Origin of the sequence: Mycobacterium sp. OAS707 (assembly GCF_014873705.1) — a bacterium.
Taxonomy (GTDB): Bacteria; Actinomycetota; Actinomycetes; order Mycobacteriales; family Mycobacteriaceae; genus Mycobacterium.
The window spans coordinates 443,256-469,023 of sequence record NZ_JADBDS010000004.1; the positions used below are offsets into that span (position 1 = coordinate 443,256).

A 25,768-nucleotide genomic window follows, 5' to 3' on the forward strand; every position below is an offset into this window, starting at 1 on the left:
CTCCGGGGGTCCCGGCGTATCGCTGACGTCACGAAACGTCATGACAAAGCCGCACACGGCGACGACCGCGGCGATCGCGTAGCCGATTATCGAATACCAACCGGCGTGCAGATACGCGGTTACCGCGACGATGAACATCGCCAAAAACACGAGGGTCATCCCGATCAACGGAATCTTTGCGAACAAATCAACGCGTGCCATCTGACCCACCTCGATAGACCGAACGACGGTGTACCAGTGATACACCTTCCAGTGGTGCGGCGCTCGCTAAATGGAATTACGTGCGTGCTCAGCCGGCACGAAGTCCGAGCGCGCGCTGCTCGAAGAGATCCGCTCCGCGGGCCAGACCGCCGGTAGCCGCAAAGCCCTCAGCCACGCGTTTTGCGCCGTCGGTCATCGTCATCGCCTCTCGCACCTTCGCGCGAAGGCGTTCGGCCGACAGCTTTTTCGCAGGCAACCGAGTGCCGCATCGGGCTACCTCGACGCGTCGCGCAACCTCGAACTGGTCACGCCCGAAGGGCACGACGCAAACGGGAACCCCGTGCAGTAGGGCTTTTTGAGTTGCGCCCATACCGCCGTGCGTCACCGCACACACCGAGCGGTCGAGCACAGGACCGTGTGGGACGAGCCGGCAGACTGTGGCATTAGGCGTCGCAGACAGCGCGTTTGGTTCCGCGGCGGGAAGGGTCGCAACCACGTGCACCGGTTCGTCGGCCAGGGCAGCCATCGCGGTCTGAACAAGGTTGTCGTCGCCCTGTTTTTCCGACGACGTCGTGACGAGGACGATCGGCCGGTCAATCGACGTCAGCCACGTCGGGGCAGTGTCTGCCGGATCAAGTGCGCACGGCCCGATCATCTGTACCGCGTCGCCATAGTCGGCATGCGGATATTCGAACGGTTTGCCGCTCGCGACCAGCATCAGCGGTGCGCGACGCCAGAACTCGTCCATCGAACGGACTAGCTGCAATCCGATACCTTCGCGAGCCGCGTTCAGAGCGGGCAACCCGCTGTTGACTGTGCCGCTCATCATGGTCCGCAGCAGGGTGTCGCGAACGCGCCCGACGACACTGGGCAACGGTTTCAGACCCGGGCCGAAGGGCGGCATCCCGTCTGCGCGCAGCAGGGGTGTGAAGGGTGAGAAGCAAGCCCATGGGATGGTGCCGGCTTCTGCGGCGGACAGCGCACCCCAGCACAACACGTCCACGAGCAGTGCATCCGGCTTGACGTGTTCGACTGCATCCGCGAGGTCGGCTATTTCGAGCGGAGCGCGCCTGCCGAACACGGCGAACGCGCGTTTCAGCCCGTCGGGCGCCTTGCTGGCCTTCCAATCGTCGTGCTCAATCGCCGCGATCCGCGGGTCGATGGTGTCGGTGTTGAACCCGAGGTGTTGGCCGGTCTCTACAGCGGCGCGCAGCGTGCGTAGGTGGATCTCATGGCCGCGACGCCCCAACTCCGAGAGCAGCGCACTGATCGGCAACGCGTGCCCCAATGCGGGCGATGTATACGCCAAGATCCGTGCCATCTATGTCTCCCTCCCTGTACCAACCATTCGGCGCGCCTCGGCGAGTAGCCCACGGGCGTCAAGCTTTTCGCACAGCGCGAGGTAGTCCTTGCTCAGCTCGGCGCAGCTTTGGGAATCGCCCTCCGCGTCCGCCAACAAAGCCCTCGACTTCAGCCACCACAGGTCCGCGGCGGGAATGTCGGGGCGCCGGACCTGCCAGTCATCCAGCAGTGCGTGGACCTCCTCGAAGTCGCCGGCTCCGCCGCGATCGATGAGCAGCTTGACGAGTGCCTCACCCGCGCAGCCAATCTCGACTCGAATGCCGTTTTGCACGTGAAGTGCGAACAGGGCGCGGAGGTCGTCGATTGCTTCGTCTCGATGGCCTTTCCTGGCAGCATTCAGCGCAAGGTCAGCACCGATAATCGGTAATGTGTTGGTCTGCACATCGTGCTTATCGATATTGGCGCGCGCCCGTCGGAGTACGTCGATCGCCTCATCCTCCGACGAGTTCCGTGCGCGTAACAGCACCGCACCGTAGGCGAATTGAGCGTCGATGATGCCGCAGATGTCGCCAAATGACTCAGCGCGTCGTAGCACCTCGCACATCTCGTCGACCAGGTCGTAAGGCTCGTAAAGTCCCATTGCAACGATGAGGCCCGTGAAAGAGTAGATGATCGCGGCACTGACCGGCGGCAGGGCTCTCGCCTTCTGCATTCCTTCTCGAATGTGCTGCCGGCCCATCTCGAACTGACCGCGGTACATCTCGATAACACCCCGAAACGTGAAGTTCCCCGCGTATTCAATAGTCATCTCTTGGGGCGGCCGCGCCAGGATTTCCTCACTCACTCGGAGGGCCGCGTCGAAGTCGCAGTTGGCGTAATAGGCACGGATTACGGCAATCAGAATGATGTCGATCTCTGGGACCGTGGCCCAGTCCAGAGCGCGGAGCATATCTTCGGCCTCTGCAGCCAGCGCTGCGGCTTCTGGTACGCGAACCTCGTTGAACGTAAACGAAATAATGCGTCCCGCAGTGGCGATCGCGAGTGACCTGATGTCATCGGCGAGTAGTGTCAATTCTCGCAACTCGCGATATTGCTCATCGCCGTCGGGGTCAATACCGACGAATGACGCCGTCGATATCAGCATGGTCCGTGGCGCGATCCGCATCCCGATGACACCCTCGTGATCATCGGACAACTGGTCGGCAAGGTTGCTGGCCTCCTGCCATTGACTACGAGCTGCCGCCATATCCCGCGCCCGAAGCCATGAGCCTGCGCGCATACGCCAGTGGTATGCGTCCACGAGTTCACCGGCCGCTTCCAAATGCGTTGCGATCAAAGCTGCATTCTCGTCGGAGTCTGGTTCGCGCCGCTCAATCGCCGCGGCTAACCGACGATGCGCTTGCGCTCGCGCAGTGTTGAGCTGCGATTCGTAAGCCACCGTGCGAACCAGCGGATGCCGGAAGCAATACCGTTGTCGCGGAATGAACTCGGTCTGGTCGATCAATTCGGCCGACACCAGGTCGGCCAATGCAGACGAGATGGTATCCGGGATAAGAGCTTGCAAAGTATCGGTGTCGAACCGGTTGCCGATCACCGCGGCCGCATTCATGATCGCCTTGGCCTCTGCCGGCAGCCGATCAATACGGGCCGACAGCACAGCTTGCACCGTGGCCGGCACCCCGATCTCGTCTACATCGCCGGACAGTCGATAACTGCCACGGCTCCCGGCTAGTACACCGCGGTCGGCCAAGTCGCGGACTATCTCCTCGACGAAGAACGGATTGCCTACCGCGGCAACAGCAATCCGCTGCACAAGGGGCGCTATCGACGGATCACTACCCAAGAGTTGGCAGACCAACCGGACCGCCATTGCATCCGATAGCGGTTGCAGTACGAGCGTCTCACCCTGCTTCAGCGCACCTTGATACTCGGGACGAAAGGTCGTCACGAACATCGACTCGGTCGCGCCGAGTGTGTCTGCAAAGTCCGCGAGAACCTCGTCGCTCGGCACGTCTATCCAATGCGCATCTTCGAGCACGAACACGATCCGCTCGGGCCTGGCGAGCACCGCCTCCGACATCACCTTGACCAACCGCCGTCTGCGTCCGTCGACACTGACTTGCAATGCCGGGGCACCGGCATCGGCGATGCCCATCACATCGAAAAGGATGTGTGCGTCAGCCGAGTCGGGTATCAGCGCTGCACCACATCGCGACAGCACGCGGGCGCGGGCATCGGCGTCATCGAGGCCGTCCACCGCGAACATCGCCCGCAACATCCGCGACAACGCACGGAACGCCACGTTGGTCGTATGGGCATCGCAGCGTGCCAGCACAATCTGCGTATCCCCACCTGCGGCCCACGCGCTGAATTCGGCGATCAGTCGGCTCTTACCCAATCCGGCCGCGCCCTCCACACCCACCAGATGACTGCTGTTGGTTTCGAAGATGCGCTGCAGGCGATCCAAGTCGGCATCGCGCCCCACCAACGCACCTTCGTTGCGCCCCAACACCATTTGGCGCGAGCCGACTGCGAGAAGGCGACGGGCAGGCACCGGCGCGTCGGATCCTTTGATCACCACTTCCTCGACAGGCGCAAGGTGGGCGACGCCGTCGACCAGTCGCGCGGTCGACAACGAACACAACACCCCACTCGGAGGCGCGGCGGATTCCATCCGTTGCGCCATGCCTACCGGGTGGCCCACCGCCGTGTACTGACCGGCACCAGAACCCATCGAACCGGTGATGACCTGACCGGAATTCAGGCCGGCGCGAACCTCCAGCCGCACCCTGTCGAGGCGGAAAACCTCGACGGCGAACTGCTGAGTGACCGTCTGAATCTCCAACGCTGCGATACACGCCCGCAGCGCATGGTCTTCCAGCGCCACCGGAGCACCGAACAGCGCCATCAATCCGTCGCCGGTGAACTTGTCCAGCGTGCCCTGATAACGCTGCACCACCGCCGCGGCACGGTTGAACAACTCGTTCATGATTTCCCGCAGGCGCTCTGGGTGCAGCACCGCGGCCAGCTTCATCGATCCGACCACATCGACGAACAGCACCGTCACCTGTTTGTACTCGGTGACTAGCGGCAAGCCGACCGGCGAACCGCATACATCGCAGAAGCGCGCCTTGACCCGCAGGTCGTTTCCGCACGACCCGCACCGACTCGTCGCCTCATCGACCGGACTGACCATCCCCCGCAACTCTCCGTCGCAACTGTCCCATGATCGCCTACCCCGACGCACCTCGATTAGCTTTCGCCGGGCGAACTCTCACGGAGAGCTTCATTACCGCGACAACATGGGCCTTCGGAGCGGACCATCGAACCATGCAAACGGAAGTTGTTGAGATCGCAACAGATATCTACCGGCTCTCCACCTATGTTGCGGACGTCCCGCCGAGGGGCTTCACCTTCAACCAGTTCCTGTTGACGGGCGACGAACCGTTCCTCTTTCACTGCGGGCACCGACACTTGTTCCCGCTGGTGTCCGACGCCATCAACCGGGTCGTCCCACTGGAGAAGCTGCGCTGGATCTCATTCGGTCACGTCGAAGCCGACGAATGCGGTGCGGTCAATCTGCTGTTGGCCGCCGCGCCCAACGCCGAAGTCATCCATGGCGCGCTGGCCTGCGCGGTATCACTCAATGACCTGTGCGACCGCGTGCCGGTGATCGCGCCCGACGGCGTACATGATGTCGGCGGTCACCGGCTGAGGTTCATCGCCACTCCGCACGTCCCGCACAACTGGGAGGCCGGCCTGTGGTTCGACGAGACGACATCTACGCTGCTGGCCGGCGATATCTTCACGCAAGTCGGCCAGGGTCCGGCAGTCACCGAATCCGACTGTGTGGCACCGGCATTAGAGGCCGAAGAGGTGTTCCATGCGACAGGGCTGACGACGAATCTGGGTCCGACGCTTGAACAGCTCGCCCAGCTGAACCCGACTACGCTGGCCATCATGCACGGTTCGTCCTACACCGGTGACGGCGCCGCGCAACTGCGGGTGCTCGCCGGCGAATACGCCCGGATGGCGAGCACTGGATGACGCCACGGCAGACAGTTGCTCTCGTCCTCGCCTTCGCCGTACTGACGGGCTGCCAGACCAGCACCTCCGGCACGCCCGTGATCAATCCAACGGAGCCCACCGAGCCGAGCTTTCCGACCAGTCGGCCCGCCAAGCCGACGGCCGCACCGCCGAAGACACTGACACCCGCGCCGAGCCGTACTCCGGATGCGCCAGGTGGGGAGGAGCTGACGCCGGAGAACGGCTATGTGTTCATCGAGACGAAGTCGGGCAAGACGCGCTGCCAGCTCGACAACGCCGAAGTCGGGTGCGAGGCGGAGTTCACCAACGCGCCCGTGCTCGACGGCACGAAGGCCAACGGGGTCCGCGTCAACTCGAACGGTGAACTCAGTTGGCTCGTGGGCAATCTGGGCGACATTCCGGTGGTCAGGCTCGACTACAAGACCTACTCGGCGGTCGGTTGGACCATCGAGGCCAGTGAAGAGGGCACCAGGTTCACCAAGGACGGCACCGGCCACGGCATGGTTATCGCTGTCGAGGGCGTGCAGGCGTTCTAGAGTTTCACCATGACTGCGGCTCAGCGCGAACGCGCCGCCCTCGTGGACACGATGCGCAACGTCGGCCCCAACGCACCGACGCTGTGCGGTGACTGGACCACCCGCGACCTGGCCGCACACCTTGTGGTTCGCGAAGGCAGGCTGGATGCGACGGCAGGAGTCGTCGTCCCGTTCCTCGCCGGCTACACCGGCAGGGTGCAGCGACAGGTCACGAAGACCACCGCATGGGACGACCTGCTTGCCAAGATCGCCTCCGGCCCGCCGCTGTATTCGCCGTTCAAGCTTCTCGATCCGGTTGCCAACCTCGGGGAGATGTTCATTCACCACGAGGACGTCCGCCGAGCCCAAACCGGTTGGGAGCCAAGGCGACTCGACGACGCACTGGTGAAGGCGCTGGGCCGCGGTCTTCCACTGATGGCCAGGCTGAGCCTGGGCAGGTCACCGGCGCGGGTGTCGCTTCGTACGCCGGACGGCAAGACGCTCGCCACCGTCGGCAACGGACCGGAGCTGATCGTCACCGGTGAACCCGAGGAACTGCTGCTGTTCTTGTCCGGACGTGACGAGGTACGGCTGACGTTCTCCGACGCGCAGGCGGCCCAGGCGGTCCGCACCGCCAGGCGCAGCCTGTGAGCTAGACCGAGGCGCCGAGCGCGTCGAGTCCGGCGTCGTAGCTGGGTTCGGAGGCGATCTCAGGAACCAGCTCGCTGTAGGCGACATTGCCGTCCGCGCCGATCACGACAACGGCGCGGGCGAGAAGACCGGCAAAGGGGCCGTCGGCGATCGTGATGCCGTAGTCCTCTCCGAAGCTTCCGCGGAACGCCGATGCCGTGGTGACGTTCTCGATGCCCTCTGCGCCGCAGAACCGCTTTTGAGCAAACGGCAGATCGTTCGACACACACAGCACGGTCATCCCGCTGGCCTGTGCCCGCTCATTGAATACCCGGACGCTGGTGGCGCAGACCGGCGTATCGATTGACGGAAAGATGTTGAGCAACAACGGCTTACCGCGGAACTGCTCGCTGCTCACCTCGCCGAGGTCGGTGCCGATCAGGGTGAATTGGGGAGCGGGGGATCCGACGGCGGGCAGTTCGCCGACGGTGTTGATCGCGTTTCCACGAAGCGTTATCTGTGCCATTCGTACAGTGTGCCAGCGGCGGGGCCGCGGCTCATGTCAGGGGTCAGCGATCAGGGCTGCGGTCGACGACCTCCATATACCGCCCTAGGCTGGCGGTCGTGGATTTCCGCGTCTTCGTCGAGCCCCAGCAGGGCGCCACCTATTCCGACCAACTCGCCGTCGCGCGCGCCGCCGAGTCGCTGGGCTATTCGGCATTCTTCCGGTCCGACCACTACGTCGCGATGAGCGGCGAAGGGCTGCCCGGCCCGACCGACTCCTGGGTGACGCTGGCCGGTATCGCGCGCGAAACGTCGACCATCCGCCTGGGCACGATGGTCACCTCGGCGACCTTCCGTCATCCGGGGCCGCTCGCGATCTCGGTAGCCCAGGTCGACGAAATGAGCGGTGGTCGTGTGGAATTGGGCATCGGCGCGGGTTGGTTCGAGGCCGAACACCAGGCCTACGCGATTCCGTTCCCGCCGCTCGGCGAGCGCTTCGACCGGCTGACCGAGCAACTCGAGATCATCACCGGACTCTGGACGACACCCGTCGGCGAGAAGTACGACTACTCCGGCGGGCAGTACACGGTGGTGGAGTCGCCGGCGCTGCCCAAGCCGGCGCAGACCCCGCACCCGCCGATCATCATCGGCGGCGGTGGCGCCAAGCGCACCCCGGCACTGGCGGCCCGGTTCGCCGCCGAGTTCAACATCCCGTTCGCGCCGCTGGACACGGCCAAGACCCAATTCGCGCGGGTGGCCGCGGCGCTGGCCGAGGCGGGTCGGCCTGCGGACGCGCTGACGTACTCGGCGGCGTTCGTCGTGTGCGCAGGACGCGACGACGCCGAGATCGCCCGGCGCGCGGACGCCATCGGACGCGAGGTGGACGAACTGCGCAGCAACTCCCCGCTGGTGGGAACCCCTGCGGAGATCGCCGACAAGCTCGGCCCCTATGTAGATGCCGGCGTGCAGCGGTCTTACCTGCAGCTTCTCGATATGTCCGACCTCGACCACCTGGAGTTCTTCGCCTCCCAGGTCGTGCCGCAGTTCGCCTGACCCGGCCGCGGGGCCGAACCCGCGGCTACTATCACTGGCCATGGCAGGCGCGGACCCCGACGACTACGACGACGAGTCGTCGGAAACGCCGTGGTACAACCGCACGCCGAACGTCATCGGGGCGAGCGTTGCGGGCATCGCCGCGATCGGAATCATGATCGCGGCGGTGACTTTTGTGTCACGCCAATTCGGCGAGCCCGAGCAGGCGCCGCTGAATTTCGTCGATCCGTCGTACTCGGCGACCGCCAGCCACTCGTCGACGACCACCACCACCGCGACGATCACCAGCACCAGTCCGCCCGTCACCACCGACATCGACGGGCCGTCATCCACCACGTCGTCGTCTGACACATCCAGCACGGACACGACGAGCACCACGCACACCGCATGGACGCAGCCGTACACGCCGCCGAGCGGCGAGGAGTCTTCGCCGTCGACGACGCGCCGCGGGCCGCGCACGAATGTGACGCGCACGCTCTATCCGCAGCCCTGACCGCCTACTATCAGAGCCCGTGGCGCGCTACGGACCTCCCGACGATCCGAACAATCCCGACAACCAGCCGACCGCATACCTCAACTACGGCGATGCCGGTGCCCCGCCGGCAGACGTTGTGCCCTGGTACCGCAAACCGGTAGCGCTGGTGGCGTTCGGTGCGGTCGGCGCTGTGGTGGTCGCGTTGATCATCTTTGGTCTGGTCAAGCTGCTCACCGGCGGCAGTTCGCCCGAGCCTGCGACCACGCTGACCCCGATCACCCGCACCACGACCTCGGCGACTGCACCAACGACGACCGCGGCGACGACGACGGCGCCGACGACCACCGAGCAGACCACCACCACAACGACGACCGAGCCGACGACGACAACCACCACGACCACGACGACCACAACGACGACGACGACCGAACCGAGCGTCAGCACGAGCGTCAGCACCAGCACGAGCACCAGCACCGTCACTCAGACCGTGACTGTCCCACCCCCGCCGTGAGGTTTAACGGGTTGATCACCCACGCCAGGCGTCAGTATTCAACCCGCTAAGCGGGAATCAGCGTCCGCGTGCGGCGTATTCGGCGACCAGTGCCTCGGCGCTACGCACCGCGGCGCGGCATGCGCGAGTGGTGAACGGATCGTTGAGTGGATGGTCGGCGCGGCGCCGCCACCGCTGGGCCGCCGCGAATGCCGCCCGCGGCCCGTCGTAGGGCGCATCGGGCTGCAGCCCCAGCCTGCTGGCCGCGTCGGTGCCGGAGCCGCCGATGATGCGCCGCAGTGAGGCGATCTCGTCCTCATTCAAAGTCGTTGCGCGCGAACGCAATGCACTCAACAGGCGAAGCTCTTCGAAGGCATGGGTGTCGGCGAGCAGCGGGTCGATGTCGGCGAGGATGTACGGCGTCGCATAGATCGGGTTGGTCTGGACGAACTGGCGCAGCGACAGCAGCGCGGTGTGTGCCTTGAGCAGATCCGACCGTTGCGCGAACTGTTGGTCGATGACGTCGCGCAGCGCCACCAGCCCGCTGCGTTCCAGTAGTTCGTCGGCAAGCGCCACCGAATCGCTGACTCCGGCGCGCAGCACCGCGATCGAAATCCTGATGCCGAACATGCCGAACCGGTCCAGCAAGGCTGCGCGGGTGGCGGCGTCGACAGGCAACGAACTGTCCTCGCGCACGAAGCGGTCCACCGAAAGCATGGCCTTGGTGAGCTCGACGGCATCCACCCCGGACAACTTCTCCAGCGCGACGAACTCGCTCTGCCGCAACGTGCGGGCGGTCAGCGCCAGCAGACCGGACACCGGCACCACGGCCTGACAGATGCCGGTCTTGTCCATCTCGGCGGTGAACCGCTTGGCGACGTCCTTGGCCGACAGCATCGCGTCGATCCGGCCCGCGCCGATCTCGTCGGCCCGCGACGCGACCCCGATCACGCCGAGCGCGCCTGCCGACCCGCCCACGAGTTCGCCGATCTGCTTGAGCAGCGCGATGTCCGCGGCGTTCAGTGTGCGCAGCAGGAATACCACCGCGTCGACGCGCGGCACGCCGTCCTCGGGCACCAGCAACCGCAGCGTGCGTTGTGAGACATCCCGGTTCAGCGACGACGTGCCCGGGGTGTCGATGATCGTCGAGTCGATCAGCTCGGCCGCGGGCCACTCCACGTCCAGATCAGCGACATCCTCGGGATCAAGCCTTGCGAAGTCGAATGTCAGCCCACCGTCGCGGGCGATCGGGACGTTGGAGCGTCTGCCCCCGCGGTGGTTGGCGGTCACCTTCGGGATGGGACCGTGCCGGAACCAGGTGACGATGCGGGTGGCCTCGGTCGCGTCGGTCGGCGCGATGTCCTCGCCCACAAGCGCATTCACCAGCGTCGACTTACCCGCTTTCAGCGTGCCCGCCAGCGCGATTCGGATCGGCTGGTTGAGCCGGTAGCCGATGCGCTCCAACTCGTTGTGGACATCGGGCCGGTGCTGGTAGGCCGGATCGTTGCGGTAAGCCTGAATGGTCCCGCCCAGGATCGCGCGCACCTGATCGCTAGTGCTCATCTCGCGCTACTCACCAAAGTCCCCTGGCTGTCCTCCGCTCGGCAATGACCGGAGGTCCAGCTTAGAACGTGTCGAGGCTTACGACGTCCCCACCGGTTGACGGGGTGCTTCGGTGGCGCCCGGCGCCAAGCTGACTGCGTGCTCGGTCACCTGTTTGAGAATGTTGAGCTGACGCTCGAGTTCCCTGATGCGGGTATTGCGCTCGGCCTCCTCGAGCTGTGCCGAGGCGATGTTCGCCTGCAGCGACTCGTTCAGCGATCGGGTTGTCTGGTTGGCGATGCCGCGGTAATGGTCGCGGAGCTGACGCTGAATTCCCTTGAGCCGGTCGCGGGATTCCTTCGTCACCACGAACGAGACGTCGTCGATGAACTTACGCATGTTCATCTTCGCCTCGCTACGCACCCGCATCATGCGGTTCTCCATGTCGTCCTTATAGGTCTTGCGGCCCAACAGAAGACCAGCGCCCAGCGACAGCGGGTTGAACATGCCCAGCCCGACGAACGAGCTCAGCATGCCGAACATCAGCACGCCGCCGTAGGAGCCGCGCATACCGGTGACGACCTTGTGGCCGGCCTTGATCGGCTTGGCCTCCAGCCTGGACAGCGATTTGATTTCCCCAAGGCTGGCGCCCATTTCGCGCGCATCGAGCTGCGGCATGTCGACTGCCTCCAGCCCTGCCTCGACGAACGTTCGCGCGACTTCCTGCGCGAGCACCTCGGCGCGCTGATAGGCCCAGACGAAGTTGTCGCCGACCGCGGTGGCGATGGCGTTCTCCAGCTCCGCGCCGATCTCGGCCCAGTGATGGGTCGGATCACACGTGTCGATGACGTGTTCGGTGTGCTGGGTGATGGCGCGGAACCTGCCACGCAGGTCATGGTCGACATCTGCTGTCAGATCGGCGATTCCGTCGTTGAGCACCTGCTGCCACAGCGCGGTCTGCTGCAACGCCTCCTGTGCTTCCTGCTTGCGCCGCTCCAGCTCGGCCTTCTGCCGTTCACGCGTATCCGGATCGTTGAGTGCCGACAGTTCGGAATTGGCCGTGAGTGTCAAATGTTCAGCAGCAGAGCGGATCTCGGCGAGCACCTGGTCGCGGACCCTGTCGTTTTCCCTTGACAGCACCCTCTCGCTGAGGAACTTCACGATGGCGGGGAAGTTGGACTCCTCGTTGAGTTCCTTGTCGTTCAGCTGGATCGCATGGCTGCGAAGCAGCGACGACGCCGGGATCATCGGGATCGACAAGCCTGCGCGTTGCAGATGGCCCTTGTCAGCTTCGACGATCTGCCGCCAGTGCGGGTACAGATCGATCTTCGTCGCGACAATCGTTGCGACGGGACAGATTTCGAACGCCTGCCGGATGAACGTCATCTCGGGTTCGGTGAACTCCTGGCTGGTGTCGCTGACCATCAGCATCGCGTCCGCGTCGGGCAGCAGTCCAAGGGTCGCCGACAGGTGTGGCTGTCCGTGGCCACCGACGCCGGGCGTGTCGACGAACACCAAACCGCCCTTGAGTAGCGGGCTGTTCGCAGTGACCGCGACGCGCAGCACCTGCCTGCCCCCTGCCGCGGGGTGGCGACGCAGATCGTTTTTGATATCGGCGATCGGAATCTCGATCGCCTCGGGTTCGCCCTCATCGGAGGCCGCCACAATCAGCTTCGCGGTGGCCTGTTCGCCGTAGGACACCATCGTGGCGACCACCGTGGTTTCGTCATCACCGACGCGCGAAACCGGAACATTCAGCAGCGAATTGAGCAATTGACTCTTGCCCTGCTTGAGCTGGCCGGCGATCACGACGCGAATCTGCGGATCACTGATCCGATCTTTGGCCCTGACCATCCGCTGAGCCAGATCACCGCGACCCTGCGTCTCGGCGATCTTGGTCGTGTGGTCGATCAGTTCAACGATGACCTTGACCTTGCGGGGGTCATTCGGTTGCGTCATGGTGTCCCTTTTTGATTGCCGCCGTTTCGTCAACGGTAGGCGTGCCAACTGGCGGGGACCTGAGGTTGGTCCCCGCCAGTTGCGCTATTTGGTTGTCTCGATCAGAAGTGGATTCCGGTGTCCACGTGGGTGTCGATGTCCTGGTGCACCGAGTTGTCGGTGTGAACCGAACTGTCGTTGTGGCTGTCGTGCGTGCTGTTGTCCGTGTGCACCGAGTTGTCGTCGTGGTGGCTGGCGTCGACGTTTCCACCAACGTTGCCGCCGTGGGTGTCGACCGTGGTGACGTCGCCGCCTCCGGTGTTGGTGCTCGTGGTCTGCGTCGGCGAGATGATCACTGCGCCGCCGCCACCGGCGTTGGCGTTGCCACCATCGGCGCTGCCGCCACCGCTCAGGATGCCGCCGCCGCCGGCGTGGCCCCCGTCGCCGCCCGCGGCATTGCCACCGCTGGTGTCGATGTCGCCGGTCTTGACGACCGGGCCCTCGTTGCCGGAGATGACGTCGCCGCCACCGCTGTTGTGGATGCTGCCGGAGCTGTCGCTGGTGTTGCCGATGCCGCCGGACTGCACGGTCGAGCCCTCACCCGCGAGGATGTCGCCGGTGCTGTTGCCGACATTGCCGTCGCCGGTCACGTTGCCCTCACCGTGGACATTGGTGTTGTCGATGTCGCCTGCGGTGCCAGTGTTGATCACGCTGCCGTCGGACGCGGTGTTCGTGGTCTTGTCGCCGAAGGTGATGTCACCGAAGTCCAGGTTGACGCCGCCCTGCTGAACGTCGTGGCCGGCGTTCGGGCTCAGCACGTCGTTGTGGCTCAGCGTGTCGTTGTTGCTGAACGCCTGGTTGTGGCTGAGCGTGTCGTTGTTGCTCAGCGTCTCCGGGGCGAAGCTCGGCGCGTACTGCGGGGTGAAGGCGATGCCGTGAGTCTCGGCGACCGCCTGCTGCAGTCCGTGTACCGGGTTGCCACCGCCGTGGATGACCGCGGCGGGCGCCACCGTGGCGGCCACTGCGTTCACCTGTGCGGCGGTAACGCCCGAAACGCCGGCGTTGGCCATTGCGCGGTCGGGGTCGTTGACGAAGTTCTGGGCCGCAACCGGGTCGCGGAAGAGGTCGAGAATCCAGTCGATCACGTTGGTCATTTCTGTGGTCCTTTTCTGTGTGGGTTTTCTTGAAAGCTGGTCGCCGGGCTGTCCGGCGAACTGGTGACAACGTTATGGAGCCGACGGCGTTGAAGAAACGGGGTCGAATCCCCTCCCTGACCGTATTCACTCCGGGGTTGGGGTGGGGGCCCCGTTAGGGGATTAGGGGGTGGTTAGGGATCTAGTGGGGCGTTGTTTGAATCAGAAACATTTTCGCAGCTCAAACACACAAAATGCGCGGCCCGTGCGGACCGCGCATCGTGCGATGGAGCTGGTGTTTTACGTTTCGAAGATGTCGAACCCACCGTGGTCGGGCTCGACGTGGTGATCCTCGGGCGCGGAGTGGCTCCAGTCGTCCTCGGCATGCGCTTCGATGGCCGGCGCGTCGTCGATGACCGGGCCGTCGAAGTGCAGCGACGGATCGTCGGCACCAGCCAAGTCCGGCACCCCGGCGTCGGCGAGCATGTCGATGCCCGAATGCACGGCGGCATCGGGATCGGTGACCAGATTGTCGACCACGGTGTGAGCGTCGTCGACTGCGACCGTAGGCACATGATCGTCGAACGCATCGAACGCGGCCGTGGCAGCGCCACTTGCCCAAACATTGCTGGCATGATCGTCGATCACGGTGTCAGCACCCCCCGAGGGTGCTGACGGCACTGCCATCGACAGCGATTCCGAAACGACCGGAATCAAATTGTTGACGTCCACACTGGTCACATCGGTCAGATGCGCGTCGGCGATCGCCTGTCCCGGATCAGCAGCGTAGGCTGCGGCGGCGTCGGGGTCGCGCACCAACGACATCACGAAATCGAGTAGCGAGTTAGCCATGGAAACCCTCCTTCCCATTGCAGAGATATATGCGGCGTAGCCCAAAGGCTTGACTCGATGCTATCGACGGGGCCGCCCCCTTAGATCGGTGCGAAACCCAGCTCTGCCGCACGGGCATTAGGGGACTGACCGTTAGGGGTTCTCCCACCATTAGGGGGATTTGGCGGCTATCGTGTGGAACTGCCAAACACGAGGAGACCATGAACGACTCACTTGGGTTGTCCATTGGGATGACCAACTTGGTGGCAGCCCGAATCGGGCGCGCTCCGGTGATGCGCCGTTCCGTGCTTACCTTGTTCAACGACCGAGCACCCGAAGTCGGCGTGCCTTACGAATACGCGGCGAATCCGAACGACATATCCCCCGGTCTGGTGCTGACCGGGTTCGTCGAGCGGGTCGGCGACCCGGTTCCGCTGGTCGCTGCCGACGGCTCACCGCACCTGGGTGAACGCGTGCTCGTGGAGGCTCTCGACGCGATGTCGCGCGCGGTCGGTGGCGGCACACCCGTCGCGATCGCCGTGCCTGCGCACTGGGGTCCCGCGACCGTAGGCGCGCTGCGCGGCGCGCTACGCGCCAAGCCGAGCCTCGCCCCCGATGGTGTGCCCGCTGCGCTCATCCCCGACTCGGCTGCGGCATTCGCCGCGTTGCAGGCCGCACCCGGATTACCGGCGAGCGGCGTCGTCGCGCTGGTGGACCTCGGCGGCAGCGGAACCAGTGTCACGCTGGCCGACGCGGGCACGAACTTCGGCCAGATCGGCCAGACCGTCCGCTACCCCGACTTCTCCGGCGACGAGATCGACCAGGTTCTGCTCAACCACGTCATGGCCGGCATCGCCGACGCCAACAATGCCGACCCGACCGGGACGCTGGGGCTCGGATCGTTGGCCCGGCTTCGCGAGGAGTCCCGGTTGGCCAAGGAGCGGCTTTCGGCCGAGACCGCGGCCGTGGTTCGCGCCGAGCTGCCGGGCTTCAACTCCGACGTGCGCGTCACCCGCAACGAACTCGAGAGCTTGATCGCCGCGCCGCTGGCCGGCCTGCTCGACACCATCGAAGAAACGTTGCAGCGCAACAACATTCCGCTGGCCAACGTGTCGGCAGTGGCGACCGTCGGTGGCGGAGCCAACATCCCGCGGGTCACCCAGCAGCTGTCCGAGCGCCTGCGCGCCCCCGTCATCACCACACCGCAGTCACAATTGAACGTCGCGGCGGGCGCCGCGTTGGTGGCCGACCGGGGGCTCCAAGCCGATGCGCCAACCGGCATGGCGCCGACGGGATTGGCTCCCGCAGCGGATGCGCCGACGGGCATGGCCGCGGCGGGCTGGGCCGCGGGTGCGGCGGGCCTGGCCGCCTCCGAATCGGCGTCCGACGGCGCCGCGTCTGCCACGTTCCGGGCGCTGGCGTGGTCGCAGGACGACGCACCAGGCGGGGAGCCGGTGCCGTATTCCGGCGAGGACTACACCTTCGATCAGGGCGGCACCGAAGCGCGCCCGCAGATGGCGTTCGCTCACGAGGAAGAGGGTTACGAGCCGGAGGCGGCCCCGCTGCCCTGGTACAAGCGTCCGCCCATTCTGTTCGGGGCCGCGGCCGCGGCCGTCCTGCTCGCCATTGGCGGGCTCGCGATCACCCTGACCAGCAGCAGCGAGAACAGCGGCCCGGTGACGCAGACGGCCACGCATGTCGAGACCGGCCCGTCGCCGACCGGACCCGCCACCGAGGGCGCCCCGGTGACGGTGACGGTGACCGGCCCCAACGGGGAGCCGAGCACGACGGTGGTGCCGTCGCCGACGACGACGAGCGAAACCACCACGTCGTCCACCACCACAACGACAACCACCACGACAACCACCACCACGACGACAACGACGACGACTACGACGCCGCCGACCACCACGACGACGAAGCCGACAACCACCCAACCGACGACCACGCAGCCGGTGACCACCACCACCGCCGCCGCGTTGTCACCGGCGACGTCCGTTACACCGTGACCCATGGCCACCCCGGCACCCGATCCGCTGTCCGACATCCCGCCGGCCGCGCGCGACGCGGTGGCCCAGGTCCTCGCCGCACCGGCCGACCCGGTCAAGATCCTGGTCTCCGGAGGTATCGGCACCGGTAAGAGTTCGGTTCTCGCCTCGATCCGGTCGGCGCTGCGCGCGGCCGACGTGCCGGTGCTGACCCGCCCACCCAAGAAGGGTGACGCGGCGGCGGTCGTCATCGACGATGCGCATCTTCTCGACGACGGGGAGCTCGCCCGACTCGGTGAGCTGGTCGCCGATCCCGCAACAATCGTCGTGGCGGCCGCGGAACCGCTCGCACACCACCCGGCGCTGCGTTCGCTCACCACCGCGATCGAGCGCGAGAACCCGATCGTCTCGCTCGGCGCGTTCAGTCCGGCCGAGGTGCACCGCCTGGTCACCGAAACACTAAGCACCCCACCGACTTCCGAGATCATCCGGTCACTGATGGTGGCAACGGCGGGCCTGCCGTTTCTGCTCGCGCCCGCAATCGCCGCTGCAGGCTCACCCGACGGCGAAACACCAGCGACAGCGATCATGCAGGCAGCCAAGTTCGCGTTGATCGAGCGGTTGCGCCGCCTTGACGAACCGGTGCTCGACACGCTGCTGGTGTCGTCGCTGAGCCCCGAACTCGGACCCGACGACGTCGCGGCGGCGTTGAAGGTCGGCGCAGACGGTGCGCAGGCCCTCGTCGACCGCGCCCGGGCAAGCGGCTTGATCGAGCCATCTCACAGCCACACCTTCCTGCGCTCGGTGCACCGTTGCATCGCGGGCATCATCGGCACCGCGCGCCACCACGACACCGAGATCTCCCTACTTGTTTCTCAGCTCGAATCATCCACGCTCTCAACGGATCTCGCGCTGCGGCTGGCTGAACACGGGCTGCGCGACGACCGACTGGCCACCGCGCTGGCCGACCTGGCCTCGCGTGCCCACGGCCAGCCGACGCGCGCGGCGCGGCTGTACCGGGCGGCCGCCGAAGCGGGCGCAACCGCGCTGTCCACTCGGCTGGCCGATGCGCTCGCACTGACCGGTGACTGCACCACCGCGGGCCGGTTGGCCGACGAACTGCTCGGCTCCGAGGACGCGGCCGAGCGCGCTGCCGCGGTCCGGATCGCCGCCAGCGTCGCCGTGCACGACGGCGGCGCCGCGCAGGCGGCCGACCTCTTCCGTTGGCTGGGGCCCTATCCCGATGCATTCGTCAGCGCGGCAGGCGCGATCGTGTTGGTCGGCGCCGGCGACGCAGACGCGGCGCGGTCGACCCTGACCGCCGAGAGCGCCGGACCCCCGACGTCGACCGCCCGCGCCGCGCGCAGTCTGGCCGAGGGCCTGCTGTTGTCACTTGATCAACCCTTCCCGATTGCCGTTGCGCGCCTTGGTCAATCGATCATCGCCGAACAACAGTCCGCTGGCGTCGCACCCGACACCCCGGCCGCACTCGTGACCCTGGCTGCCCTGCACGGCGGTGATCCGGTGCGCGCCCGCAGCGTGATCGGGCGTGCGGTGCGATCCGGTGGCCAGCTGGACACGGCAGATGAATCCTTCAATTCGCACCGGCACCGGCTGTTACTCGGCTGGGTGCACATGCAGGACGGGCAGCTCTCGGCGGCCGCCGCCGACGTCGCCGCGACGGCCGCGACCCCCCTGCACCGCCGCGACGCGCTGTGGGCCGCCGCGCTGCAGACGGCGATCGCCAGGCGCAGCGGCGACAGCGGCGCGGTCCAAAAACATTGGTACGCAGCGATGGAAGTGCTCGCCGAATACTCGGTCGATCTCTTTTCGCTCTTGCCGCTCGGCGAGCTGTGGGTGGCCGCGGCCAGGATGCGTCAAGTCGACCGTTTGCAACACACACTGACCGAGGCGTTCTCGTTGCTCGAGTCGCTCGGCGATCCGCCACTGTGGTCGGTGCCGTTGCATTGGGCCGGTGTGCATGCAGGCATCCTGGCCAACTCGCCGGCCGCGGTGGCGCCGCACGGTCAGGCGTTGACCGCCGCGGCAGCCGACAGCGCGTTGGCCAAGGCGCTGGCGACCGCGGGCCGGACGTGGCTGCGGGTGCTGGCCAATCACGTCGATATCGACGAGGTGACCGTGGCGGCGCGTGGCCTTTCTCAGTTCGGCCTGACCTGGGATGCCACCCGACTGGCGAGTCAGGCCGCCCTGCAGACGCCCGACGGCCGCGTCTCCGGCGCGATGCTGCAGTTGGCCCGTGACCTCAAGCAGACGGCCGCGGTCGACGAGGCTCCCGGCATCGAGCCGGTGACCGCGACTGCCGACGCTGCCCGCTCCGGCCCGTCGAGGCCGACCTCGTCGCGACTGTCGGACCGCGAGCGCGAAGTCGCCGAACTGCTGCTGCTCGGCATGCCGTACAAGGACATCGGCAGCCAGCTGTTCATCTCCGCCAAGACCGTCGAGCACCACGTCGCGCGGATCCGCCGCAGGCTCGGCGCCGACTCGCGATCGGAGATGCTGTCGATGCTGCGCGCCATGCTGGCCCCTCAGGGCTGAGCCCCCAACGCCGCCGATTCCCCTAATCGAAATCCCCTATCGGGGTCATTTCGGCACGGGCGTGGCACCGGATTTGCTGTGGCAGCGATCACCCTACCGTCGTTCCCATGTTCAATTCCCCAGGCAACCAAGGCCGTTCGATCGGCCTGTCGGTCGGTGCGACGAACCTCGCCGGCACCCGCGACGGGCAGACGGCAGTCATCCGTCCCGCCGAGATGGTGCTGCGCGGCCAGCGCCTGACCGGGTTCGTCGACCGCGTCGGGGATCCGGTGCCGCTGATCGCGCCCGATGGTGCGACGTATCGGTCCGAAGAACTGCTCGCAGACGCTCTCGGCGCGATGGCGCACGCGGTCACCGACGGTATGCCGATGGCGGACGCAACCGTGACTGTGCCGGCGCACTGGCGGCCGTCGGTGGTCGACACGCTGCGCAGGAACCTGCGCGGCAAGCTGCCTGTGGTCTCCGATGCGACCGCGGCCCTGACGGCGCTGCGGGCCAAGCCTGGGTTGCCCACACACGGCGTGATCGTGCTGTGCGATTTCGGCGGCAGCGGCACCAGCATCACCCTCGCCAACGCCGCGAGGGATTTCTCGACGTTCGGTGAGACGGTTCGCTTCGCCGACTTCTCGGGCGACCAGATCGATCAGGCGCTGCTGAGCCACGTCGTGACCGGACTGGCCGACGTCGATCCGTCGGGCACCGCGATGGTCGGCTCACTGGTGCGGCTTCGCGACGAATGCCGTCGCGCCAAGGAACGCCTGTCGGCGGAGACGGCGGCCGCCGTCGTCGCGGATCTGCCAGGGCATCGAGCCGACATCCGCGTCACGCGCACCGAACTCGAGGACCTGATGCGGGCCCCGCTGTCGGAATTCCTTGCGACACTTGATGAAACACTCGAACGCTACGGCGTCCCGAAAGCCAGCGTCGCGGCGGTCGCCACCATCGGCGGCGGTGCCCGCATCCCGTTGGTCACCCAACGGCTGTCCGAGCACCTGCGCGCGCCCGTCGTGACGACGCCACACCCGCAGCTGACTGCCGCAGAGGGCGCGGCGCTGATCGCACAACGTGCCCGCGTCGTCGACACCGCCACGGTGATGACGCCAACCGCTCCTGCCGCTGCCGCATCGGCCGTGGCCCTGGCGGCCAGCGAGCAAGCACTGGCCTGGTCCCAGGACGACCAGATCGAGGACGTGCTGCCCTACAGCGACGTCACCGACTCCCGACCCGAGGTGGTTTTCCGCCCTCAACAGTGGCAGGAAGATCCCGCACCGCCGCGGCGCAGCCCCCTGGTGCTGTTCGGCCTGTCGGCGGTTGCCGCGACGATCGCGGCCGCGGTGTTCGGCTTCACGCTTCTGCAAGACACCACCACGACCCCGGTGGAGGCGGCGACCACGTCGACGTCGACCACCTCTCCAACGCCTGCGGCGCCGGCCACTCTCCCAGCAACCCCGGCGCCGCAGGCCCCCCAAATCACCACGGTCGTGGTGCAGCAACCCGCGCCCCGCTATCAGGCACCGCGGCAGGCACCCGTCACACATCAGCCGTACGTGCCGCCGGCAACGCCTCCGACGACCACGTCCGAGACGCCGCCGACCACTGACCCCACTCCGCCGACACCTCCCACACCGACCCCGCCGACGTCATCGTCGCCGAAGCCACCGCCGATCGATCCCGGACCCGGCGGCGGAACGGGAACCGGTGGCACCGGAACCGGAACGGGAACCGGAGGCACCGGGACGGGCACAGGCACCGGTGGAACCGGCACTGGCACCGGAACGGGAACCGGCGGAACTGGAACCGGGACCGGCACAAGCGGAACCGGGACAGGCAGCGGAACCACCAGCGGCACAAGCGGAACGGGCTCGGGCGCCGGCAGTACCGGCAGTACCGGCACCGGCGCTGGAGGGACGTCGACGACCCCGCAGACCTAGTTAGGGCAGCCTTCGTAGCGGGGTTTCCCCGCCGGATGCAACTATGAGCAGGCATCTAGCGAAAGTTACTGGCCAGTAACCAGCGATAAGTTACTCACGGGTAACTTAGAATCGGGAGGCACGCGGTGGAATCGCAGACGCTGATCAGGCTCATTGTCGGGCTACTGCTGACGGCTGTCGTGGCGGCGTTCGCCCTCAAGCGCGTGCTCTGGCTGGCCAGCCTGGTGCGTGCGGGCCAACCGGTCGGCGAGCAGAACAGCCGCACCGACCACATGGGCGAGCGTATCGGCACTCAGCTCAAAGAGGTGCTCGCGCAAACCCGCATGCTGCGGTGGTCGATCCCCGGTCTCGCCCACTTCTTCACCATGTGGGGCTTCTTCATCCTCATCACGGTGTACATCGAGGCCTACGGCGTGTTGTTCGACCCCAAGTTCCATATCCCCGTGGTCGGCCGCTGGGCGGTGCTGGGCTTCCTGCAAGACTTCATCGCGCTGGCTGTGCTCGCAGGCATCATCACCTTCGCGATCATCCGGCTACGCACCGAGCCGAAGGAGCACGGCCGGTCGTCGAGGTTCTACGGCTCCCACACCGGCGGCGCGTGGCTCATCCTGTTCATGATCTTCCTGGTCATCTTCAGCTATGCGTTCTTCCGCGGTGCCGCGGTGAACACGGGCAACTTCCCCTACGGCTGGGGAGCGTTCTTCAGCCACGGCATGGGGCAGCTGCTCGCGCCTCTGGGGCACACGGCCAACGAGTGGATCGAAACGATCGCGTTGCTGGCGCACATCGCAGTTGCGCTGATCTTCCTGCTGATCGTGCTGCACTCCAAGCACCTGCACATCTTCCTGGCACCGATCAACATCACGTTCAAGCGGCTGCCCAACGGTCTCGGCCCGCTGCTTCCGGTCGAGCACAAGGGCAAGCCGGTCGACTTCGAGGATCCCGCGGAAGACGCCGTGCTGGGCCGCGGCAAGATCGAAGACTTCACCTGGAAGGGCTACCTCGACTTCACCACCTGTACGGAGTGCGGCCGCTGCCAGTCGCAATGCCCAGCATGGAATACCGGCAAGCCGCTGTCTCCCAAGCTCGTGATCATGAACCTGCGCGACCACATGTTCGCCAAGGCGCCGTACATCCTCGGCGACAAGGAGACGCCGCTGGAGAACACGCCCGAAGGCGGACTCGGCGAGGAACTCGGCGGCGAAAAGCACGACGAGGTGCACCACGTGCCCGAGTCGGGCTTCGAGCGCATCCTTGGCTCCGGTCCCGACCAGGCCACCCGTCCCCTGGTCGGCACGCTCGAACAGGGCGGCGTCATCGACCCCGATGTGTTGTGGTCGTGCACGACGTGCGGCGCGTGCGTGGAGCAGTGCCCGGTGGACATCGAGCACATCGACCACATCGTCGACATGCGCCGTTACCAGGTGATGATGGAGTCGGAGTTCCCGTCCGAGCTCGGTGTGCTGTTCAAAAACCTTGAGACCAAAGGCAATCCGTGGGGTCAGAACGCCAAGGATCGCACCAACTGGATCGACGAGGTCGACTTCGACGTGCCGGTGTACGGCAAGGACGTCGAATCCTTCGAGGGCTATGAGTACCTGTTCTGGGTCGGCTGCGCAGGCGCCTACGAGGACCGCGCGAAGAAGACCACGAAGGCCGTCGCCGAACTGCTCGCGATCGCCGGGGTGAAGTACCTGGTGCTCGGCGAGGGCGAAACCTGCAACGGCGACTCCGCCCGCCGCTCCGGCAACGAGTTCCTGTTCCAGCAGCTGGCAGCGCAGAACGTCGAGACGCTCAACGAGATGTTCGAAGGCGTCGAGCGGGTGGACCGCAAGGTCGTCGTCACCTGCCCGCACTGCTTCAACACACTGGGCCGCGAGTACCCGCAGGTCGGCGGCAACTACACCGTCCTGCACCACACCCAGCTGCTGAACCGGCTGATCCGGGACAAGAAGTTGGTGCCCGTCAGCAGCCCCGACGGTGGGAAGGACATCACCTACCACGACCCGTGCTACTTGGGCCGGCACAACAAGGTCTACGAGGCGCCGCGTGAGCTGATCGGGGCCTCGGGCGCCAAGCTCACCGAGATGCCCCGGCATGCCGACCGCGGCCTGTGCTGCGGCGCCGGCGGCGCGCGGATGTGGATGGAAGAGCACATCGGCAAGCGCGTCAACCACGAGCGCGTCGAAGAGGCGCTCGACACGGGCGCTTCGGCGATCGCGACCGGCTGCCCGTTCTGCCGGGTGATGATCACCGACGGTGTCGACGACGTCGCAGCAGCCAACGACGTGCCGAAGGCCGAGGTGCTCGACGTGGCTCAGCTGCTGTTGGGCTCGCTGGACACGAGCAGCGTCAAGCTACCCGAAAAGGGCACGGCCGCAAAGGAAGCCGAGGAGCGGGCGGCCCGCGAGCCTGAAGCACCGAAGGTGGAAGCCTCGACCACGGCGGCAGAACCGGAAGCCAAGCCGGAGCCTGCGGCGCAGACCGCAACCGAAACCGAGACCAAGCCGGTCACCGGCCTCGGCATTGCCGGCGGTGCCAAGCGACCGGGCGCCAAGAAGGCCGCAGCGCCCGCCGCCGAAGCAGCCCCGACCGAGGCTCCCGCAGCACCTGCCAAGGGCCTCGGCATCGCCGCAGGAGCCAAGCGTCCCGGTGCGAAGAAAGCCGCTCCGGCTGCGGCGGAGGCACCTGCTGCAGAGGCGCCCGCCAAGCCCGAACCAGAGGTCAAGGGCCTCGGCATCGCCGCAGGAGCCAAGCGTCCGGGCGCCAAGAAGGCCGCGCCTGCCGCGGCTGAACCCGCATCGACCGCGGCAGAACCCGCGTCCACGGCAACCGAGCCCGCGTCGACCGCCGCCGAACCGGAGGTCAAGGGGCTCGGCATCGCACCGGGCGCGCGTCGACCTGGCGCCAAGAAGACCGCGGCGGCACCGAAACCCGCTGCGCCGCAACCAGAACCGGCCACCGACGGCGAATCCCCCGCTGCGCCTGAGCCTTCCGCAGAGGACAACGGCGAGAAGCCACAGCCGCCGGTGAAGGGACTTGGCATCGCCAAGGGCGCCCGTCCGCCCGGCAAGCGATAACCAGCGCTTTTACAAATTAATTGGACTGCGGTGCGATCATGGGAGACGTGACTACCCACCACGTGCCGTGGCAGGCGACCGGGCATCACCCGCGGCAACGCACGTTCACGCAGTCGTCAAAGCTGCAGGACGTCCTGTATGAGATCCGCGGTCCGGTGCATGACCACGCGGCTCGACTGGAGGCCGAGGGTCACCGCATCCTGAAGCTGAACATCGGCAACCCGGCGCCGTTCGGCTTCGAGGCGCCCGACGTGATCATGCGCGACATCATCCAGGCGCTGCCCTACGCGCAGGGCTACTCGGATTCCAAGGGCATCATGCCCGCCCGTCGCGCGGTGTTCACCCGCTACGAACTCGTGGAGGGCTTCCCGAAGTTCGACGTCGACGATGTCTATCTCGGCAACGGCGCCTCCGAGCTCATCCAGATGACGCTGCAGGCGCTGCTGGACAATGGCGACCAGGTGTTGATCCCCGCGCCGGACTATCCGCTGTGGACGGCCTGCACGTCGCTGGCCGGCGGCACCCCGGTGCACTACATGTGCGACGAGACACAGGGCTGGATGCCTGACGTCGCCGACCTGGAGTCGAAGATCACCGACCGCACCAAGGCGATCGTCGTGATCAACCCGAACAACCCGACCGGCGCCGTGTACACCCGCGAAACCCTCACGCAGATAGCCGATCTGGCGCGCAAGCATCAGCTGCTGCTGCTGTCCGACGAGATCTACGACAAAATCCTCTACGACGACGCCAAGCACATCGCGACGGCGTCGGTCGCGCCAGATGTGCTGACGCTGACCTTCAACGGGTTGTCGAAGGCCTACCGGGTGGCGGGCTACCGTTCCGGCTGGTTGGTCATCACCGGACCCAAGGAACACGCGAGCAGTTTCATCGAGGGCATCAGCCTGCTGGCCAACATGCGGCTGTGTCCGAATGTGCCTGCGCAGCATGCGATTCAGGTCGCGCTGGGCGGCCATCAAAGCATCGAGGACCTGGTGCTGCCCGGCGGGCGACTGCGTGAGCAGCGCGACGTGGCGTGGACCAAGCTCAACGAGATTCCCGGCGTCTCATGTGTGAAGCCCGAGGGCGCGCTCTACACGTTCCCGCGGCTCGATCCCGAGGTGTACGACATTGCCGACGACGAGCAACTGGTCCTCGACCTGCTGCTGCAGGAGAAGATCCTGGTCACCCAGGGCACCGGCTTCAACTGGCCGACACCGGATCACCTGCGCATCGTGACGCTGCCGTGGTCTCGCGACCTCGCCAACGCAATCGAGCGGCTCGGCAACTTCCTGTCCTCTTATCGTCAGTGACCGCTTGCGCTTTCCGCGACATTGCACTTATTGCGCGGCTCACTCGAACTTCGTCGCAATAACTGCGGTCTCGCGCGCACTTACCCCGCCGGGCCGATCAAGACCTCGTCGAACACCTTGTCGTGCTCGACGGCGAAGGCCTCATCCGCGGCATCATGGGCCGACGGTCACGGGATCTCTCCACGGTCCCTACACAACCTTCACATCTACCCTGTCCGGGTGGCGCATTCGCATTCGCA

At 66.2% G+C, this 25,768-nt stretch carries 18 protein-coding genes and 1 pseudogene; 10 read left to right on the forward strand and 9 right to left on the reverse strand.

The window, feature by feature from the left end; genetic code table 11:
- Positions 1 to 21: 21 nt before the first annotated feature.
- From GGC64_RS27255 to GGC64_RS27265, 3 genes and pseudogenes are all read right to left on the reverse strand, one after another.
- Positions 22 to 201: pseudogene (locus GGC64_RS27255) on the reverse strand (hypothetical protein); the annotation flags it as partial.
- A gap of 88 nt (positions 202 to 289) precedes the next feature.
- On the reverse strand, positions 290 to 1,522 hold the full coding sequence (locus GGC64_RS27260; RefSeq protein ID WP_192725699.1) for a glycosyltransferase: 1,233 nt from the start codon (positions 1,520 to 1,522) through the stop codon (positions 290 to 292).
- Complete coding sequence (locus tag GGC64_RS27265) at positions 1,523 to 4,699, reverse strand: adenylate/guanylate cyclase domain-containing protein (protein WP_192725700.1); 3,177 nt, start codon at positions 4,697 to 4,699, stop codon at positions 1,523 to 1,525.
- Positions 4,700 to 4,833: 134 nt separating this feature from the next.
- Between GGC64_RS27265 and GGC64_RS27270 the strand changes: the two genes are divergently transcribed.
- Genes GGC64_RS27270 through GGC64_RS27280 form a run of 3 tightly spaced genes read left to right on the forward strand, consistent with a single transcriptional unit; the run spans position 4,834 to position 6,716 of the window.
- Positions 4,834 to 5,550: an MBL fold metallo-hydrolase gene (locus GGC64_RS27270; RefSeq protein WP_192725701.1), complete on the forward strand. Its 717-nt coding sequence runs from the start codon at positions 4,834 to 4,836 to the stop codon at positions 5,548 to 5,550.
- A complete protein-coding gene (locus GGC64_RS27275) occupies positions 5,547 to 6,086 on the forward strand; it encodes a hypothetical protein (RefSeq protein WP_192725702.1) in 540 nt (179 codons plus the stop codon). Before GGC64_RS27270 ends, GGC64_RS27275 begins: the two co-directional genes overlap by 4 nt.
- 9 nt (positions 6,087 to 6,095) lie before the next feature.
- Positions 6,096 to 6,716, forward strand: a complete 621-nt coding sequence (locus GGC64_RS27280; protein WP_192725703.1) for a TIGR03085 family metal-binding protein — start codon at positions 6,096 to 6,098, stop codon at positions 6,714 to 6,716.
- Position 6,717: 1 nt separating this feature from the next.
- On the opposite strand, the gene tpx is transcribed toward GGC64_RS27280, so the two are convergent.
- Complete coding sequence (gene tpx, locus GGC64_RS27285) at positions 6,718 to 7,221, reverse strand: thiol peroxidase (RefSeq protein ID WP_192725704.1); 504 nt, start codon at positions 7,219 to 7,221, stop codon at positions 6,718 to 6,720.
- 89 nt (positions 7,222 to 7,310) lie between these two features.
- Between tpx and GGC64_RS27290 the strand changes: the two genes are divergently transcribed.
- Entirely contained in the window at positions 7,311 to 8,252 is a 942-nt protein-coding gene (locus GGC64_RS27290; RefSeq protein ID WP_192725952.1) for an LLM class F420-dependent oxidoreductase, read from the forward strand.
- Positions 8,253 to 8,315: 63 nt separating this feature from the next.
- Here GGC64_RS27290 and GGC64_RS27295 read toward each other — a convergent pair whose 3' ends face one another.
- Complete coding sequence (locus tag GGC64_RS27295) at positions 8,316 to 8,726, reverse strand: hypothetical protein (RefSeq protein WP_192725705.1); 411 nt, start codon at positions 8,724 to 8,726, stop codon at positions 8,316 to 8,318.
- A 38-nt stretch (positions 8,727 to 8,764) separates the two neighbouring features.
- Between GGC64_RS27295 and GGC64_RS27300 the strand changes: the two genes are divergently transcribed.
- On the forward strand, positions 8,765 to 9,238 hold the full coding sequence (locus GGC64_RS27300) for a hypothetical protein (protein WP_192725706.1): 474 nt from the start codon (positions 8,765 to 8,767) through the stop codon (positions 9,236 to 9,238).
- 57 nt (positions 9,239 to 9,295) lie between these two features.
- Here GGC64_RS27300 and GGC64_RS27305 read toward each other — a convergent pair whose 3' ends face one another.
- The 4 genes from GGC64_RS27305 to GGC64_RS27320 all read right to left on the reverse strand — a co-directional run bounded on the left by GGC64_RS27305 (position 9,296) and on the right by GGC64_RS27320 (position 14,682).
- Positions 9,296 to 10,780: a dynamin-like GTPase family protein gene (locus GGC64_RS27305; RefSeq protein ID WP_192725707.1), complete on the reverse strand. Its 1,485-nt coding sequence runs from the start codon at positions 10,778 to 10,780 to the stop codon at positions 9,296 to 9,298.
- A 78-nt stretch (positions 10,781 to 10,858) separates the two neighbouring features.
- Positions 10,859 to 12,718, reverse strand: coding sequence for a dynamin family protein (locus GGC64_RS27310; protein ID WP_192725708.1), 1,860 nt, complete (start codon positions 12,716 to 12,718; stop codon positions 10,859 to 10,861).
- Positions 12,719 to 12,819: 101 nt separating this feature from the next.
- Complete coding sequence (locus GGC64_RS27315; protein WP_192725709.1) at positions 12,820 to 13,851, reverse strand: IniB N-terminal domain-containing protein; 1,032 nt, start codon at positions 13,849 to 13,851, stop codon at positions 12,820 to 12,822.
- 279 nt (positions 13,852 to 14,130) lie between these two features.
- Positions 14,131 to 14,682 (reverse strand): Rv0340 family IniB-related protein, encoded by a 552-nt coding sequence (locus GGC64_RS27320; RefSeq protein ID WP_192725710.1) that lies wholly within the window; start codon positions 14,680 to 14,682, stop codon positions 14,131 to 14,133.
- 200 nt (positions 14,683 to 14,882) lie between these two features.
- On the opposite strand from GGC64_RS27320, the gene GGC64_RS27325 reads away from it, so the two are divergent.
- The 5 genes from GGC64_RS27325 (at position 14,883) to GGC64_RS27345 (ending at position 25,529) form a co-directional block, all read left to right on the forward strand.
- Complete coding sequence (locus tag GGC64_RS27325) at positions 14,883 to 16,670, forward strand: Hsp70 family protein (RefSeq protein ID WP_192725711.1); 1,788 nt, start codon at positions 14,883 to 14,885, stop codon at positions 16,668 to 16,670.
- A 3-nt stretch (positions 16,671 to 16,673) separates the two neighbouring features.
- Positions 16,674 to 19,205: an isoniazid response ATPase/transcriptional regulator IniR gene (gene iniR, locus GGC64_RS27330; RefSeq protein WP_192725712.1), complete on the forward strand. Its 2,532-nt coding sequence runs from the start codon at positions 16,674 to 16,676 to the stop codon at positions 19,203 to 19,205.
- Between the two features lie 107 nt (positions 19,206 to 19,312).
- On the forward strand, positions 19,313 to 21,136 hold the full coding sequence (locus tag GGC64_RS27335; RefSeq protein ID WP_192725713.1) for an Hsp70 family protein: 1,824 nt from the start codon (positions 19,313 to 19,315) through the stop codon (positions 21,134 to 21,136).
- A gap of 125 nt (positions 21,137 to 21,261) precedes the next feature.
- Complete coding sequence (locus tag GGC64_RS27340) at positions 21,262 to 24,216, forward strand: (Fe-S)-binding protein (RefSeq protein ID WP_192725714.1); 2,955 nt, start codon at positions 21,262 to 21,264, stop codon at positions 24,214 to 24,216.
- 38 nt (positions 24,217 to 24,254) lie between these two features.
- The gene (locus tag GGC64_RS27345) at positions 24,255 to 25,529 is read left to right on the forward strand and encodes a pyridoxal phosphate-dependent aminotransferase (protein ID WP_192725715.1); all 1,275 of its coding nucleotides are present in this window, start codon (positions 24,255 to 24,257) and stop codon (positions 25,527 to 25,529) included.
- The last annotated feature ends 239 nt before the right edge of the window (positions 25,530 to 25,768 follow it).